The organism is Brachyspira sp., assembly GCF_029258575.1.
GTDB lineage: Bacteria > Spirochaetota > Brachyspiria > Brachyspirales > Brachyspiraceae > Brachyspira.
The window spans coordinates 1-16,794 of sequence record NZ_JARHYI010000072.1; the positions used below are offsets into that span (position 1 = coordinate 1).

General features: G+C 25.6%; 16 protein-coding genes. 6 read left to right on the forward strand and 10 right to left on the reverse strand.

What is annotated here, in order from left to right; all coding sequences use genetic code 11:
* Positions 1 to 625: 625 nt before the first annotated feature.
* The 5 genes from Q1J76_RS05945 to Q1J76_RS05965 form a co-directional block, all read right to left on the reverse strand.
* The gene (locus Q1J76_RS05945; RefSeq protein ID WP_300368253.1) at positions 626 to 1,825 is read right to left on the reverse strand and encodes a phosphoglycerate kinase; all 1,200 of its coding nucleotides are present in this window, start codon (positions 1,823 to 1,825) and stop codon (positions 626 to 628) included.
* 112 nt (positions 1,826 to 1,937) lie between these two features.
* Positions 1,938 to 2,978, reverse strand: a complete 1,041-nt coding sequence (gap, locus tag Q1J76_RS05950) for a type I glyceraldehyde-3-phosphate dehydrogenase (protein WP_300368256.1) — start codon at positions 2,976 to 2,978, stop codon at positions 1,938 to 1,940.
* Between the two features lie 446 nt (positions 2,979 to 3,424).
* On the reverse strand, positions 3,425 to 4,720 hold the full coding sequence (locus Q1J76_RS05955; RefSeq protein ID WP_367182086.1) for a replication-associated recombination protein A: 1,296 nt from the start codon (positions 4,718 to 4,720) through the stop codon (positions 3,425 to 3,427).
* Positions 4,713 to 5,705, reverse strand: a complete 993-nt coding sequence (locus Q1J76_RS05960; protein ID WP_300368262.1) for a DUF8042 domain-containing protein — start codon at positions 5,703 to 5,705, stop codon at positions 4,713 to 4,715. The genes Q1J76_RS05955 and Q1J76_RS05960 overlap by 8 nt, the downstream gene beginning before the upstream one ends.
* 525 nt (positions 5,706 to 6,230) lie before the next feature.
* Positions 6,231 to 8,051, reverse strand: coding sequence for a tetratricopeptide repeat protein (locus Q1J76_RS05965; protein ID WP_300368265.1), 1,821 nt, complete (start codon positions 8,049 to 8,051; stop codon positions 6,231 to 6,233).
* Between the two features lie 180 nt (positions 8,052 to 8,231).
* On the opposite strand from Q1J76_RS05965, the gene Q1J76_RS05970 reads away from it, so the two are divergent.
* From Q1J76_RS05970 to Q1J76_RS05980, 3 genes are all read left to right on the forward strand, one after another.
* The gene (locus Q1J76_RS05970) at positions 8,232 to 8,852 is read left to right on the forward strand and encodes a carboxymuconolactone decarboxylase family protein (protein WP_300368268.1); all 621 of its coding nucleotides are present in this window, start codon (positions 8,232 to 8,234) and stop codon (positions 8,850 to 8,852) included.
* A gap of 4 nt (positions 8,853 to 8,856) precedes the next feature.
* Entirely contained in the window at positions 8,857 to 9,114 is a 258-nt protein-coding gene (locus tag Q1J76_RS05975) for a DUF167 domain-containing protein (RefSeq protein WP_300368271.1), read from the forward strand.
* 153 nt (positions 9,115 to 9,267) lie between these two features.
* Entirely contained in the window at positions 9,268 to 10,473 is a 1,206-nt protein-coding gene (locus Q1J76_RS05980; RefSeq protein ID WP_300368274.1) for an MFS transporter, read from the forward strand.
* A gap of 205 nt (positions 10,474 to 10,678) precedes the next feature.
* Here Q1J76_RS05980 and Q1J76_RS05985 read toward each other — a convergent pair whose 3' ends face one another.
* Positions 10,679 to 11,260, reverse strand: a complete 582-nt coding sequence (locus tag Q1J76_RS05985) for a DUF2971 domain-containing protein (RefSeq protein ID WP_300368277.1) — start codon at positions 11,258 to 11,260, stop codon at positions 10,679 to 10,681.
* A 207-nt stretch (positions 11,261 to 11,467) separates the two neighbouring features.
* Here Q1J76_RS05985 and Q1J76_RS05990 point away from each other — a divergent pair, with 207 nt between their 5' ends.
* On the forward strand, positions 11,468 to 11,623 hold the full coding sequence (locus tag Q1J76_RS05990; protein ID WP_300368280.1) for a hypothetical protein: 156 nt from the start codon (positions 11,468 to 11,470) through the stop codon (positions 11,621 to 11,623).
* 6 nt (positions 11,624 to 11,629) lie between these two features.
* Here Q1J76_RS05990 and Q1J76_RS05995 read toward each other — a convergent pair whose 3' ends face one another.
* Genes Q1J76_RS05995 through Q1J76_RS06005 form a run of 3 tightly spaced genes read right to left on the reverse strand, consistent with a single transcriptional unit; the run spans position 11,630 to position 14,918 of the window.
* Positions 11,630 to 12,883 carry a DNA cytosine methyltransferase gene (locus Q1J76_RS05995; RefSeq protein ID WP_300368283.1) on the reverse strand — a complete coding sequence of 418 codons (1,254 nt, stop codon included), beginning with the start codon at positions 12,881 to 12,883 and terminating at the stop codon, positions 11,630 to 11,632.
* On the reverse strand, positions 12,880 to 13,791 hold the full coding sequence (locus Q1J76_RS06000; RefSeq protein ID WP_300368286.1) for a hypothetical protein: 912 nt from the start codon (positions 13,789 to 13,791) through the stop codon (positions 12,880 to 12,882). Before Q1J76_RS06000 ends, Q1J76_RS05995 begins: the two co-directional genes overlap by 4 nt.
* 14 nt (positions 13,792 to 13,805) lie before the next feature.
* Positions 13,806 to 14,918, reverse strand: coding sequence for a ParB N-terminal domain-containing protein (locus Q1J76_RS06005; protein WP_300368289.1), 1,113 nt, complete (start codon positions 14,916 to 14,918; stop codon positions 13,806 to 13,808).
* A gap of 158 nt (positions 14,919 to 15,076) precedes the next feature.
* Here Q1J76_RS06005 and Q1J76_RS06010 point away from each other — a divergent pair, with 158 nt between their 5' ends.
* Positions 15,077 to 15,382, forward strand: coding sequence for a hypothetical protein (locus Q1J76_RS06010; protein WP_300368292.1), 306 nt, complete (start codon positions 15,077 to 15,079; stop codon positions 15,380 to 15,382).
* Entirely contained in the window at positions 15,383 to 15,814 is a 432-nt protein-coding gene (locus tag Q1J76_RS06015) for a hypothetical protein (RefSeq protein ID WP_300368295.1), read from the forward strand.
* A gap of 54 nt (positions 15,815 to 15,868) precedes the next feature.
* On the opposite strand, the gene Q1J76_RS06020 is transcribed toward Q1J76_RS06015, so the two are convergent.
* The coding region (locus tag Q1J76_RS06020) for a tyrosine-type recombinase/integrase (RefSeq protein ID WP_300368298.1) at positions 15,869 to 16,794 on the reverse strand (926 nt) is incomplete at its 5' end.

Genomic DNA, 16,794 nt, shown 5'->3' on the forward strand with positions numbered 1-16,794 from the left:
ATTAATAAAATATAATAATTTTTGGAATCATAAAAGAATACATTCCGCTTTAAATTATGATACTCCTATGTTATACTTCAAAAAAATAAGGAATACTTAAAGGAAATATCTCTGGCTCCCGTGCAAATATATTTAATTTTAAAAAAATATATTATTGGAAATCATTATAAATTCACAATGTTAAAATACAGTTAAAATTCATGCATATATTTAAATTTACTCTAAATCCCCGCCCTATATATTTATAATTGTAATATGCAATTTTCATGTTTTATTTCTTTATGCTTAAATAGAATTTTTAACACCCACCCTGGTTGTTTTTTTATCGAAAATTCATAATACGCACGCATAGCAAAATTTCAAATATTGTTTAAATTCTGATTCAAATCTCAATTATAAATAAATATGCACTCACCGTGCGTTTATACAAATTTATAATCTAATAAAAACTTGGGTGGGCTTTTACAATATCTATTTAAATACTAAAAAAGTGTATACAAAAATGAAAGAATAAAACAACAAATCTAAAGGGAGGGCAAATGTAATTAGATTCATAAAAACCTCTGACAGCTAAAGCTATCAGAGGCTCACTATTTTTATTCTATTAATTATTAAAATTATTTTATTATTTATCCTGTAATACAGCGATACCAGGTAATTCAATTCCTTCAAGGAACTCTAAAGAAGCACCACCGCCTGTAGATACATGTGTCATCTTATCAGCAACACCTGATTTATTAACAGCAGATACACTGTCGCCGCCGCCTATAATACTTACAGCTCCTGAATTAGCAATGAATTTAGCAACTTCAAAAGTACCTTTAGCAAAATTAGCCATTTCAAATACCCCTAAAGGTCCATTCCAAACAACTGTTTTTGCATTCTTAAGTATATCTTCAAGCTCTTTCAAAGTTTTAGGACCAACATCCATACCCATCCATCCTGCAGGTATAGCATTAGAATCTACTGTTTTTACATCAGCATTATTATCAAATTTATCAGCTACAATATGATCAACAGGCAAATATAAAGTTTTATTCAATTCTTTAGCTTTTTCCATAATCTCTTTAGCAGTAGCAATATAATCATCTTCACATAAAGAAGAACCTATCTCTAATCCCTGAGCCTTAAAGAAAGTATAAGCCATACCACCTACCACTATTAAAGTGTCTACTTTATTAAGTAAGTTTTTAAGTACAGAAATTTTAGAAGAAACTTTAGCTCCTCCAATTATAGCAACAAAAGGACGAGCAGGATTAGCAACAGCATCTCCTAAATATTTAATCTCTTTCTCCATTAAGAAACCAGCAACTGCAGGCATACCAACTTTAGCAGACACGATTCCAGCTGTAGAAGCATGTGCTCTGTGTGCAGTACCGAAAGCATCATTAACATAAACATCAGCTAATTCAGCTAATTGTTTAGAGAAGTTAGCATCATTTTTTTCTTCCTCAGCATGATAACGCAAATTCTCAAGAAGAAGTACATCACCTGCTTTTAATTCAGAAGCCTGTTTCTTTACTTCATCGCCTATACAATCATTAGCAAAAGAAACTTTATTGTTAGGAAGTTTAGTTTTTAAATAATCAAATACAGGTTTTAAAGAATATTTAGGATTATGCTCCCCTTTAGGTCTTCCTAAATGGCTCATAAGTATAAGACAAGCACCTTGAGAAAGTATATATTCTATAGTAGGCATAGCAGCATCTACTCTCGTTGTATCAGTGATTTTAGAGTTAGTTTCTTTATCAAGAGGTACATTGAAATCCACTCTCATTATGACTTTTTTACCTTTAATGTCTATATCTTTTACTGATTTTTTCATGGTATTAACTCCTTTTAATATTATTTAGCTGCATATTAAAAATTTAAAGGGTGCTATAATCAAATATAACACCCTTTTATTATAGCATAATCAATTATTATAACTTAATATTTTATTTATTATACATGTATAATAATAAATCAATTACTCTGTTAGAATAACCCCATTCATTATCATACCAAGAAACGATTTTGAAGAATCTCTTCTCGTCTTTTAAGTTGTTTTGAACAGTAGCTAATGAGTCATAGATAGAACTTCTAGAATCATGTATGAAGTCGCTTGATACTAATTCTTCATTACAATAACCTAAAATGTCTTTTAAATAAGTGTCAGAAGCTTTTTTCATAAGAACATCTATTTCTTTAATAGAAGTTTCTTTTTCACTTCTGAAAGTTAAATCTACAACAGATACATCTGGTGTAGCTACTCTGAAACTCATACCTGTTAATTTACCTTTAGTAACTGGTAATACTTCGCCAACTGCTTTAGCAGCACCAGTAGTAGAAGGAATAGTATTGCATGCAGCAGCACGTCCGCCTCTCCAGTCTTTCTTAGAAGGACCGTCTACTGTTTTCTGAGTAGCTGTATAAGAGTGAATAGTAGTCATAAGACCTGTCTCTATACCGATACCTTCTTTAAGAAGTACATGAACTATAGGAGCTAAACAGTTAGTAGTACAAGAAGCATTAGATACTACATGATGTTCAGCTGGGTTATATTCTTCATGGTTTACACCATAAACGAAAGTTCTTAAATCACCTTTACCAGGAGCAGAAATAATTACTTTTTTAGCACCTGCAGCTATGTGACCTTCTGCTTTCTCTTTTTCTGTGAAAAGACCAGTAGATTCTATTACATATTCTACTCCTAAATCTTTCCATGGAAGATCTTTTAATTCTTTAGTAGCACCTATACATTTTATTTTGCATCCATTAACTACTAATACATCTTCGCCTTCTGTTGATATATCAGCTTTCATTCTGCCATGAACTGAGTCATATTTTAATTGATAAGCAAAATATTCAGCATCAGTGCTAACATCTACTACACCAACTACATCAATTTCTTTACCTAATAAACCACGTTCCACTAATGCCTGAAAAACTAGACGTCCAATACGTCCAAAACCATTTATTGCTACTTTTACAGCCATAAATATACTCCTAAATTAAAATAATATCCTATACGCGAACATATAAAATTCAATTATAATGCTACCATAAATATACGATTAAGTCAAGATTTTATTCATTAATATTGCATATTTTATAAAAATGATTAACATTTTTTATAATTTAAACTTCAATAAATGCTATTAAAGAAAAATAATAAAATTAAATTCTTAAATTATTAAAATATCATTCTATACCTAAAAAACTTGAACGGGTATGTTTTTATTAAGAAAATAAATTGGTTAAAAAATTAGTCTACATTTATATTATATTTTTTATATTATTAATAATAAAAGTTAAGTATTTTATCAATATACACTTTAATAGAACATTATCTCTATATATAAGTCTTTTAAATATATATTTATTATAATTTTGTGATTATGATTTAAATGAATAAATAGATATTAAAATATTGAATAAAAGATTATATATGCTTCATAATCCACTCATAACGTTTTTTAAACTCTCTCTCTTCTCCTATATCCACAGGTTCATAATATTCTTTTTTTACTCCATGCTCTAAATAATCCTGTTTTACTATATGATAAGAATAATTATGAGGATATTTATATTCTTCATCACTTTTTCTATCGAATGAAGATGAATTATTATCTTTCAAATAATTAGGTATAGAATAAAGCTCTCCGTTTCTTATATCTCTTATAGCCTTATTAATGGCATTATAAGCAGAATTAGATTTAGGACATAAAGCCAAATATATAGTAACTTCAGATAAAGGAATTCTGCCTTCAGGCATACCTATAAAATCAACTATACTTACAAGAGAAGCAGCAATATTTATAGCATTAGGCTCAGCAAGTCCTATATCTTCAGAGGCTAATATGCATAATCTTCTTGCTATATATCTAGGATCTTCTCCTGCTTCAAGCATCCTAGCCAAATAATAAACTGCCGCATTAGGATCACTTCCCCTTATGCTCTTTATAAATGCACTTATAGTATTATAATGCTCATCTTCATCAAAAGTGATTGACTGCTTACTTGTAACATCTCTTACTATCTCTTCAGTTATCGTAAGTTTATCTTTAGTTTCATCTATTTGAGTTGCTAAAAATGATGCTTCAAGATATGTAAAAGCCTTTCTAACATCTCCATGAGAATAACGAATTATCAAATTAACAGCCTCATCTTCAACACAAACATCATCTTCACCAAGACCTCTTTTATCTGTGATAGCCTTTAATATAGCATCTCTTATATCATTATCATCAAGATTTCTAAACTCAAAAAGCATTATACGCGAAAGAAGAGCGTTATTAAGATAAAAATACGGATTTAAAGTCGTGCTTCCTATAAGAGTAATAGATCCGTTTTCTACAGCTGGAAGTAAAGAATCTTGCTGACTTTTATTGAATCTATGTATTTCATCTATAAAAAGTATAGTCTTTTTTCTATTCTCTAAATTTTTTTCAGCTTTTTTTATAGCCTCTCTTATCTCAGAAACATTTGAAAGTACAGCATTTAGTTTTATATATTCGCTTTTAGTTTTTTTTGCTATTATTGATGCAACAGTTGATTTTCCTACACCAGGAGGACCAAAGAAAACCATAGATGTAATTTTATCATTATCTATCATTTTCCTTAAAGTTTTATTTTTGTCTAATATATGATGCTGACCGAAAACTTCTTCTATTGAAAGAGGACGCATTCTCTCAGCCATAGGCTTGAAATTATTAATGTCCTCTTCAAAATCAAACATTGAATTTTTCAATATGTTCCTCTACAAGTGGTATATAATTCATAATATTTTCTATTCTTTCTTTGATTTCATATTCAAGCAAATCGGCTATTGATATATAATCTTCATTAGAAAAGGCATCTAAAACATTATTCATCATCTCATTAAAATCATTAATGGCATCTGTCAAAGTTACAAAATTCAATGATATTTCAGAATAATCTATAGAATAAATAGAAGCTACATTTGAAAGTATACTGAAAGAAAAACTCACTATACGGGAAAATTTCTCAGCATATATAAAAGCCTCTTTATCATTTCCAGATTGAAGTTTATTTACTATAGAATCCAATATATCCAATATTAAAGGAAGGAATTTAGGAAGACTACCAACTTTGTATAGAGCATTACTGTTTGTAATATTACTTGCAAATAAAAATATAGTATTTATTTTAGCTTCTTCCAAAATAAGATTCATAGTAGGAATCATTTTTTCATTTATAAATGGTTTTAAATCATCATTAAAAAACTCATTAACCTTTTCAATATTATCAGATATTGTATTCAATCTCTCTAATTTCACTTCAAGCATTTTCAATATATGAATAAGACCATAAGACTCCAAACTCATATTAAAAAGAAATATAGTTCTAGGTATAGAATCTAGTACCCAATACATACCATCTTTTAAATTATCTATATCTTTTTCATCTAAAGAAACTGTATTTAATACTTTTTCTATATATTCCACGATTGACATAATAGAATACAAAGAATATTCTGCCTGACTTAATGCCTCAACCTCTATTTTCTGTATGCCTTCTATCGGTATGGTTTCATATTCTTCATCAATATAAGGCTGTAATTCTCTATTATCTATAATAACTTTATTTATTAAGAAATCATTAGAATTGCACCACTCCTCTATAGGTTTTAAAATTTCATAAGCATTTGTTTCATTTTCAAACATTACGGATAATTCTTTTCCGTTTATATAAATATTCATAATTAGGCACCATAAATTTAGATTAAAAGATTTTTATAATATTCGGATTTTATCCGCCATTAATGATTATTTTTTAATTATTAATTCAATTTAAAAAATCTACTTTTTTTATAAAATAAAGAAAAATCCAAAAAAATTAGTATATTTCAAGCGAATGATATTTTTTTACTATACTAAGTGTAAGAGTAATAAAATGAATAAATTTAGAATTTAAAGTACCAGTAATTCTTTGCATTCTCAAGAAATATTTGCTATTTAAGAATAAAAATTGATGAAACTGCAAATATAATGAAAAGTATAAGTTCGGCAGAGGTAGAAAAGAAGGCTAGAGTTGAACATGTTAATAGAGCGGTATCAGAAATGTATGGTACTACTTAAATAAATAATGTTCTTGTAAATGCCTCAAAAGATTTACTCAATAAAGCTAATTCATTACAAGAATTTATGAAGTTCTTTAAACTATAAATATAACTCTATTATTAGGCACATATATAATAATTTAATTATATATGTGCTTTTTTATATCTATAAATTATTTACCATTAACTCCATCAATATAAGATAAAGTTCTATATCATGCTTTTGATAGCATGAATACATGGAATTTAATATACAAGCGGAAGTATAGTCAAATATCTCTTCTATGTTATTTATCATTTTTAAAGTATCTTTTTTATCTCTTATATCTATAATACCATATTGTATATCAAAATCGGATACAATATTTTTTATTATTTTATTAAAATGAGTATTATCAAAATTATTTTTTACAGAATTATTAATTATCTTTCTATAGGATAAAAAATTATCTATATTAAAATTATTAAAATCTATATAACTCTTTTTTTCTGTATTAAATGAATATAAATTATATAAATCACTATTTTCTATATCCTGAAATAATAAATTAATAAAATAAGTTATCTCTATTTTTTTAGAATTATAATAACCCTCATCATCTACTATATTTTCATTGTAAATACCTAAAGCATTATTATAAATATTTTTTATATCCATTTTATTTTCTGATATATTATTTTCATAACTATCATTACTATCATCATTTAAAGCATTATCCATTTCATATAAATAATTATTGGCATTTGATAATCGCCTTGAATTATCTTCATTATTTTTAATAAGTTTTTTGTATTTAGTAATATAATTATGATATTTATCTTTTTTTTCTGTTTTAAGATATAATTCTGCTATTATTTTATAAGTTTCCGCTTCATCATCTTTCAAGTCTATTGATCTTTTTAAATTAAATAAAGCCCTCTTATAATTACCCAATCTAAAATAACAATCGCCCATCCATAATAAAATTAAATGATTATACTCATAATTGTTTAAACTTATAGATTTCTCAAAATATTTTAAAGCATCCTCATATTCGCTATCTATATAATTAATATACCCTATCCAATAATAGGCTAAATAATTACTTTCGCTATCATTTAACTCTATAGATATTAATAAATAATGAATAGCATTCTTATAGCTTTCTAATTTGGCATAGCAAATTCCAAGATATAAATAATTTAAATATTCATCGCTTTGAGAATCGGTAAGCTTTATAAAACAATCAAGCTCCTCTTCAATATCATCATTATTTAAAGCAATATTTCTAGCCTTTTCAAAACATTCATCTGAAAGTATATTCTCCCCTATAACCTCATATAATAAGCCCAAAGTAAACCAATTATCAAAATCATCATCTTTTAATTTAACCGATTCGCTCAAATGCTCTAAAGCCTTATCATATGCCTGAAGTAAAAAATATGTGTTTCCCAAATAATATCTAGTTAAATAATCATTATCCTTAAGTAAAACAGATTTCTCTAAATGCATAATAGCTTTATCATAATTTCTAAGTTGAATATGACAATAGCCAATATATCCATAAACCAAATAATCTTCTGAGCCTAATGACATAGATAAATACATCAATGAATTATTATAATCATTATCATTAACAGCAGTTTTGGAATATGTTATACCAAGCCATAGAGTATAATATTTATTACTATTATCCAGATCATAAGCGTTTTTAAAATATTCCAATGCCTCTTTATAAACGCCTAAAGAATCATAGCATCTTCCTATATAATATTTATATATTGCTTTATTGGTATTAAATTTCTCTAATGAAGAAGCTCTTATAAAATGCATCATAGATATATCATATTTTTTTAATCTATAACAGCAGTATCCAGCTTTGAATATAGCTTCTATATTATTAGAGTTGATAGATAAAATGCTATTGCATAAGGAAAATGCATCATTATAATTTTTATTTTTTATATATTCATCTACTTCCTGTAGGTATTTATTAATATTTTTCATAATAACCTTATATAAATTATTAATTTTATATTATAAATGATAATTGAGAAATTTAAACCTCTTGTAAATAATTATATATATATTATTATAAAAAAATGTGATTTTCAATGATATAAAAATACATCTACTAAATATAAGCTATTTTTTAATGCTAAAATGAATTTTTTAAAGGATAATTCTATGGATAATATAAATCTTAATATACAAAGCACTAAAGACAATTATTTTGAAAGCGAAACTTCTGCATACATCAATCCACCTAAAAAAATACCATTCTTCTTAAAACTGCCTATATGGATAGCAAAAAAGAAAGTGAAAAAAGACTTACTCCTTCCAAAGATTTTGGCTTGGAATCCTAAAACTGCTATAAGTTCAGGGGTAATGGAGTCTTTAATAACTCATGATGATAAGGAAGTATCTAAAAGACTTTTAAAACTCATAAGAATACAAATATCCATAGATATAGCCTGTCCTTTCTGTATAGATATGAACAGTTTTGAATATGATAAGGAAAATGTAACCGAAGAAGAAATAAAATATTTACAAAATAAAGATATAGAAAATTGCCTTACTATATCAGAAAAAGAAAAAACAGCTTTAAAATACATATCAGCCATAACAAAAACACCTGTAATAATATCCGAGGAATTAATCACAGAAGTAAAAAAAGTATATTCAGAGCGTGCCATATTAATATTAGCTTCCACTGCAGCACAGGTTAATTATTGGGCTAGGCTTATAAGAGGGTTAGGAGTTCCTACTGCAGGTTTCACAAATATATGTAAGATTAATAAAAAATAGAATCATGAACATAGAAGTTAAAGTAACAGCGGGAGCTAAATCCAATAGTTTTAAATTCGAGAATGGGGCTTATTCCATTCGCATTATGGCTAAGGCTATAGATGGCAAGGCTAATAAGGCTATAATTGATTTCTTGGCTGATGAGCTTGATATAAAAAAAAGAGATGTTGAAATATTGAAAGGTGAGAAAAGCAGTAAGAAAATTATAAGTATCAATATAGATAATGAAAAACTTGAAAAATATTTTCATAATAATGCTTAAATTATAATATTTATGTATACTATGTTTATTTTATAAAGAAAAAATCATTATTTTCTAAAAATAAAATAAAAAAATTAAAAAAATATATACATTTTTTCTATAAATGATATATAGTATTGACAATTACATACAAATTTATTTAGGGTAAAAATAATGACTTTATTAGTATATTCAATGCCATTTTTGCTTTATTTATGTTCAAGTATATTTAGTACAGTGTTAGTTATAAATGCTTCTATATCTGGAGCAAGTCCTTTCTTCGTATCCCTTTTAGCAGTTTCTTATGGTATGGGTATGATGCTCACTGCTGGTACTTTCTCTCGTATAAAAATACAAAAAAAATATTATACGAATTTAATATATATTGAAGCTATACTTCAAATGATCATTGCAATTGCATGTTTAATATTTCTTCCGCCTGAAATGTCTTTATTCTATTCTTTTTTGTACGGCTGCTGTTCCACAATATTTTTTGTATGTTTTCAATCATCGTTGGATGTAGTATCTAAAGATTTACCTGTTACATTAGGCGGGGCTTTATTTATATTTTCTTGGTCTTTAGGATTTGCTGTGGGTCCTACTATCACAGGATTCATATATAAATTCGACTATAAATTGGGATTCTACTTCGTTATAGTTGTAAGTATAATAATGTTTATACTATTTTATCTTTCAAGACATTTGAGATTTAAAGCCAATAACAAAAAAATAAATTGGAATATACCTTTTATGCGTGCTCCAAGATATAAAGTACATATAGGATGGCTTATAATATTTGTAGGAGCTATGGTATTGCATACTTTGAGATTTATGTTTTTGGACTATGGTATAAATGTAATTGGTTTTTCAAAGTCTGAATCTTCTTTATTAGTTGGAAGTTTATCGGCTTTTATGGCAGTTGGTTCTTTATCTTCCGCTTTTTGTTTAAGATTTTTGGAGAAAAAAAGAGTATTTACCATAATAGGGCTTCTTACCCCTGCAGCTTTAACTTTAATCACATTCACTAAAAATTTCTGGCTATTTTTATTAGCGTTTATGTTTTTGGGTTTTGTAAGTGGTTTTGGTTATTTCTTCGGACTTTATTATGCTTTAGCCGATCAAGACAATGCTCCTCGTAATGTTGCTGTCAATGAGGCTTTGACAGGTGTTGCTGCTTTATTCATACCTTTCATTATGGGATATTTAGCTTCCAATTTCTCATACTTCGTAGGATTTTTATTTATGATGGTGGTATCTTTAATATGCTACATCATAGCTATATATACTATGTGGCAGAAGAAGAGAACTGCTTTGCTTAAAGAGAAATTTAAAAAGATGATAAATGATATAGACAGTAAATATATAGAGAAAAATAATTAATACGAATTTACTTTTTATTTCTATTATTTTTTATTTATGCACTCAACTGCATTGTATTCTAAATATAAAACGGTAATTTTATAGTAACAATAATTTTGTTTTTATAGTTGGGGCTTTGTTATATATTTTTGATAAACATGAATACGCTTTGCGAAGAACTGCATTTTTATAAATATTAATATTTTAAAATATAGATGAATTAAAATTATTCCTTAATTTTTCCATGTTTATAAGGCTTTATATTAATCTTAAAAAGCTCATTGTCATCTAGTTCCGCCTGATACAGTTTAATTATATCATTATTATAATCAAGTCTTTTTTCATTTATTGAGTTTACTATATTGTATACAAGTTCTTTATCTTCTTTTGATGTCTGTACTCCGAAGCAGATACTTTTTATTGGTAAATCAATACTTCTACCATTAGGATTTTTATTTTCTTCATCATAAAAAAGTATACGGTATTCGTCTTCATATTCCCATTCTTTAGATTTTATAGTGAATAATTCTATGATCTGATTTAATTGTTTATTATCTATTATAACACTATTTATAGATTTTTTTTGTTTATTTATAAATGTATCATATGATATTATTATTTCATTATAACTAATTTTATTATAACTAATTTTATTAATTAAAATGTTATTATTATTTTCATTATTGGTTTTAAGGAATAAATAATAGAAATAAAAAAGAAAGATAATAGAGGCAGAGCTAGACCAAACACTGAAAGTACTAGAGTTGGAGCTAGCAGAAAAAAGAAAGATGATAAGGATAAAAGCCAAGCTATAGAGTGTCATTCAGATTGGAATGAAGAAGAGAATAAAATACTTGAAGAAGTTCCAAAAAAGAAGGAATATGACAATATGCTAGAAAATGTGCTTTAGTCAAATTTTGTAAAAATGTATCATTTGAAAATGTATATATAAGGGATAATGAATATACTGTAAGTAATGACTGCACAAAATTTAAAGATGTTATATTTAATTCTAATGTTAATTTTACAGGTTTTAGGATACAAACTTACATTTGGAAATACTATATTTAAATATATACCAATAAACTTAAAAACTACTATTGGAATAGGGCGTTTGAAAGAATTTAATGATGAAGTTATAAAAATAAATAATGCTGATTATGATAATTAATTTATTTTAATTTTTAGTTATATATTTAATTATCTGGTATACTATATCAACATTAACAGCATTACCTAATGCTTTAAATGCTTTTGAATAATCTTCTGGTAAAATAAAATTATTTGGGAAAGATTGTAATGTTAATGCTTCTTCTGTAGTTATATATCTAAAATTATTTCCATCACTAGATACTATAGGTATCTGTGTTAAATTAATAGATACTAAAGATGGAAATCTATCTTTTTTACTGACTCTAATACCTGATGGTCTAAATTGTATTATATAGTCATGCAGATTTCTGGAATCATTATTTTTTATGTTCCATTCTAATTTCTGATGACTTAAACTTAATTTACTTAATTCATTTATATATTTAGAGAATACCTTATTATTTTTTAAACAATAATTTCTACTATTTTTTATAAATCTTATTTTCCAATTTGGAAATTTTTCAGAATTAGTTCTAGAATATTTAGGGAGTAAATTTATTTGTTCATTTTTTATTAAATCTTTTAAACTAGCACCATATATTCCATTATAATTGTTTAGTTCTGAACTCGAATATTTTATAGTAGCTTTATCTATAAATGGATATGTAGCCATATATTCTGTACTCCATAATGGACTACAAATATTTTCATCTTTTGGTAATTCATTAATAATATTTTGCCATAACTTTAATATCGATAATTTGCTTTCTTCGACATACTTTATATTATGACATTTAATTTTATAAAAATTCTTCTTTACTTTTTTGTATTCTAATTTATTAATATCTTTTATTATAGAATTAGTTATTTTTTGACCAATTATAAATATTCTAGGTCTATGTTGTGGTATACCTAATTGATCTGGAGATACTATAATATATTGTATATTGTATAAACTTTCTACTTTGTTAGTAAAATCTTTTTTTAATTTAGATTTACCAAATCTTTCTACATTTTCTAATATAAAAAAAGATGGTTTATGATTTAATATTATTTTTTCAACATAATTTAACAATAACCCTCTTGCATCTTCTGTTTCTTTTCTTTCACCAGCTTTAGAAAAAGGTTGGCATGGAAATCCTGAACATAGAATATCATGTTCAGGAATATCTTTTAAACTAATATTTGATATATCTCCATAAGGAATAATACCAAAATTTTTATTATATGTATCTTGCAAAATAGTATCTATTTCAGAAGCAAAAACACATTCATATCCTAATTTATTTAATGCTAAATGAAATCCACCTATACCTGCAAATAAATCTATAAATTTCATTTAATCCACTCATATTTTTGAATAATATCATAAGTTTCTTTATATTGTTCTTTTAATTTAGTTTCATCTATAAATTGAAGTAAACAAATTCTATCAAATATTTCTCCAGCATCCCCTAACTTCGTACCACCTAATTGATGATTTTCTCTTATAAAATACAAATGAGGGATAGAAATCATTTTTGAATGAGTATATAAAGAACCTATATATTCTTTCCAATGATCTATATTAATATCTTTATCTTTTTTTTTATAATTTTTTCCAGCAGCACACTGAACTAATATTATATGCCCTCTCAAAGCATTTTTATGTGTTTTTCTATATGCTATTAAATCTACTCCTGCATCTTGTGCATTTTCATCAAGTCTATTTAAACCATTAAAATGTATTCCTAACTCATTACATATTTTTTCAAGTTCATTTCTTACATTTTCTATTCTTTTTATACTATAGTCTGGTCTACTTTTTTTTAATGCTACTTCTGTTATATGTTCAAAATATTTTCCAAAATCATCTGAAGTTATATTTTTTTCCTTATCTGGACCAGCACCATTTTTTGCAAGATATAAAGAAAATAAATAGGATTTATTTGGTATATCCTTTACATTATATTCCAATATATCATCTTTAAAATTAAATGGTAATTTATAATCAAAAACTTTTATCAAATTATCTAATTCTTTTTTTAGCTGATCTTTTTTTAATTCAATATCAGATAAGAATATATTTTCTTCGTCTTCTTCATTAAAACTATTTAAATCTTCATTAGCCTCAAATTCACTAGTACTGTAAATATCTAAATCTATAATCAAATCATCAATAGTTTTAAATAAATTATTTTTACTTCTATATATCAACAATTCTAATTCTAATATTTTTTCATCATTTAAAATATCAAATTTTGGCATTTTTTTATCCAGATTTAATTATTAGTAGATACTATATTTTTTATGTTATCACAATATCTATTTATTTCTTCTATTGTTTTATCACTCAAATTATTTTTCTTATCTTTATAAATATACATTAATTGATTTATTTTATTATAAGTTTCTTCAAATCTAACTACTAGATTAGAATCAACAGCTATTCTATTATAAGCTTCTACTAATAAATTAGGTAATTCAGAATTGGCATCTGTTCTAATTTTTAAATAATTTGTTGCTTCATTATCAGCAAGTATAGCTGATAATGATACAGGATTAGTTTTTCCGCCTGTTATTTGTCTTGAATCTGAAATAATTTTATAATCAGATAACCATAAACACAAATAGAGCATATTATCATATTCTTTACTACCTTTCTCATATTTTCTTACATTATAATCTATAGTATCCCATTTATCATTAATATTTAAAAAATTCCTTATATTGCTTTGTCCTAATGCTAAATTTAAAAGAGAGAATTTATTTTCAAATAAATTTTCTAAATCATTTCTTCGATTTTCCTCTGATTCTATTAAATATTCTAACCAAAAATATGAATATATTAATGCTCCTATTGTATTAGTTTTACTACCTATAATTTTAGTAACATTTTTTATATTATTTTCTTTTTTATATAAACGAATTGCAAACTCTGCTTTTTCCTTAGCATCCCATTTCTTAATACCGCTTATATGTCTAACAGCTAATGCATTTTCTATATCTTCTTTTTTATCAAATATATAACATGGTAACTCTTTAATTTCTTGATTTTTATATGGAGACAATTTATCTGCAAAAAAAGAATCATTTTTATATTTTTTATCAGTTAATAACATAACAGCAGATAATCTACGGTTACCTTCAACTACAATATATTTATCATTTTCATCATCTTTTTTTACTACCATTAATGGTTCTGCTGGAATAAAACCATTTTGATCTATTGATATTATTAAATCCTCTAAAGAAAAACTTTTCCACATTCCTTTTAAAATATCATAATCATCTTTATTCCTATCTTTTTTTGCTATTCTTGGATTTTCTTTATCTAATTCAAGTTTATCTATAGAAATAAATTTATATAGTTCTTCTTGTCTATCTTTTTCCATAAAAATTATACCCAATATTATTATTTTTGTATTATATTAAAGAATTGCATTTTTGTCAAAAAATATATTTTTATTATCGGTTTCTTATATAAACTATTGACAAAATATAAAATATTAATTATACTATAGAATATAACTAATATTTCAGGAATATAATAATGATAAACATCATTTTTTTGCAATTATTAAAATTAACTTTAAAACAACTATTATTATCTTATGAAAAGATAATAATAGAAAAAGATAGAGAGAATTTTAATATAAAAATAAATGATACAGACAATATATCTTTTAAATTATCTTCTGAATATATTAAAGATATTAATAACGAAAGGGATATAAAAAAAGAAGATATATTAAAAATGAGAAATGAAGGAATGACTCAAGTTTCTATAGCTTCTATAACAGGTTTATCACAATCTTATATTTCTAAAGTATTAAAAGAAAAAAACAAGGAGAATTAAATGAATAGTATTAATAAAGCACATATACATATAAAAGAAGTTGCTCAAACAGAAATAAAAGCAAAAGAAGAAAAAGAAGTTGCTCAAGCAGAAATAGAGGTAGTGAATGAAAACAATGTTAATCAAATACTCAAACCTATAGATATTAATAATCTAGTAAATAATGTATCTAAATTAACTCCTGAAATAATAAAAGGAAGTAAAAATGACCAAATATTTCAAGCTTATATGGGTGGTTTCAAAAATGCCAAAACTTATAAAGAGAAAGAATTATTATCTAAGACTGTGTTAAAATTCCAAAAAGAAGCAAATACTCATCAAAGGATTATTATTTCTTCTTTTTCGAGACCTTTATGTGTTGGAGTTGGAATTGGAGTTGGAATTGGTATTGTAGCTTTAGTTAGAATTGCAATATGTGATAACAAAAAATAAATTAAAGACTTTAGTAATTCTGTTGCGATAACAGTAATTATCGCAACTAAAATATTATTCTACTTCCAAACTTTTTAAGTATATTCCTGTTATAGCTATACTGCTATGATTTAATGCCTGTCTAATAAACTCTATATCTTTAGTTTGTTTATATAAAGTAACAGCAAAATAATGGCTTATATCATGTATAGAGTAGGCGGCTTTTATTTTGCCTTGATTATATAAACGCTTTGAACTCCTATAAAAAATATTTCTTATCACTTCAGAGCTTTTGTTTTTGAAAGGATTATTAAAAGAAAGATTATTCTGTTTTAATAATTTAATAACTTTGTCAGTAACTTTCCAGCTTATTTCTTTCCCTTTTGAATAAGAATAATATTTAAACGAATGTGTCCCTGTAGGATTGTTTCTAATTTCTAAATTAGTCAAAGCACCAACACGCACACCACATTCCATTATAAAAATGACGGCCACTTTTATAAGAGGATCTGATATATCTTTAATTATTAATTCAATTTCTTTTTTAGTTGGTACTTCAAGTCTTTTTTTATTTTTCACAGGTGGACGAGTTTTTGTACCTCGAAAAGGATTTTTCATAAATGGATATCTTCTTTCTAAAAATGAAAAGAAAGAAGAACAGGAAGAAACTAATGCACGTACACTTAAATTAGAAAGCTCGCTTGAATTGACTTCAGTTATAAAATCATCAGCTTCTCTTGCTTTAATAAATAAAATATTTTTATTATTCATACGGCAATACTCTTCTAATTTATTAAGTCCGTTTTTATACTGTCTTTTTGTGTGATTGCTTTTTGTTTTTGAACATTGCTTAAAAAAGTTTTCTTTCTCTGTTTCATAATCTATCTGTTTAATAAGCTGCTCTTCTTTCATATAGTCAAGTATATTCAAGTAGTTAGCTTGTTTTACTAAAATAGCAGCTTGCTCTTGACTTATTATATTATTATTTTGTGATATTAATT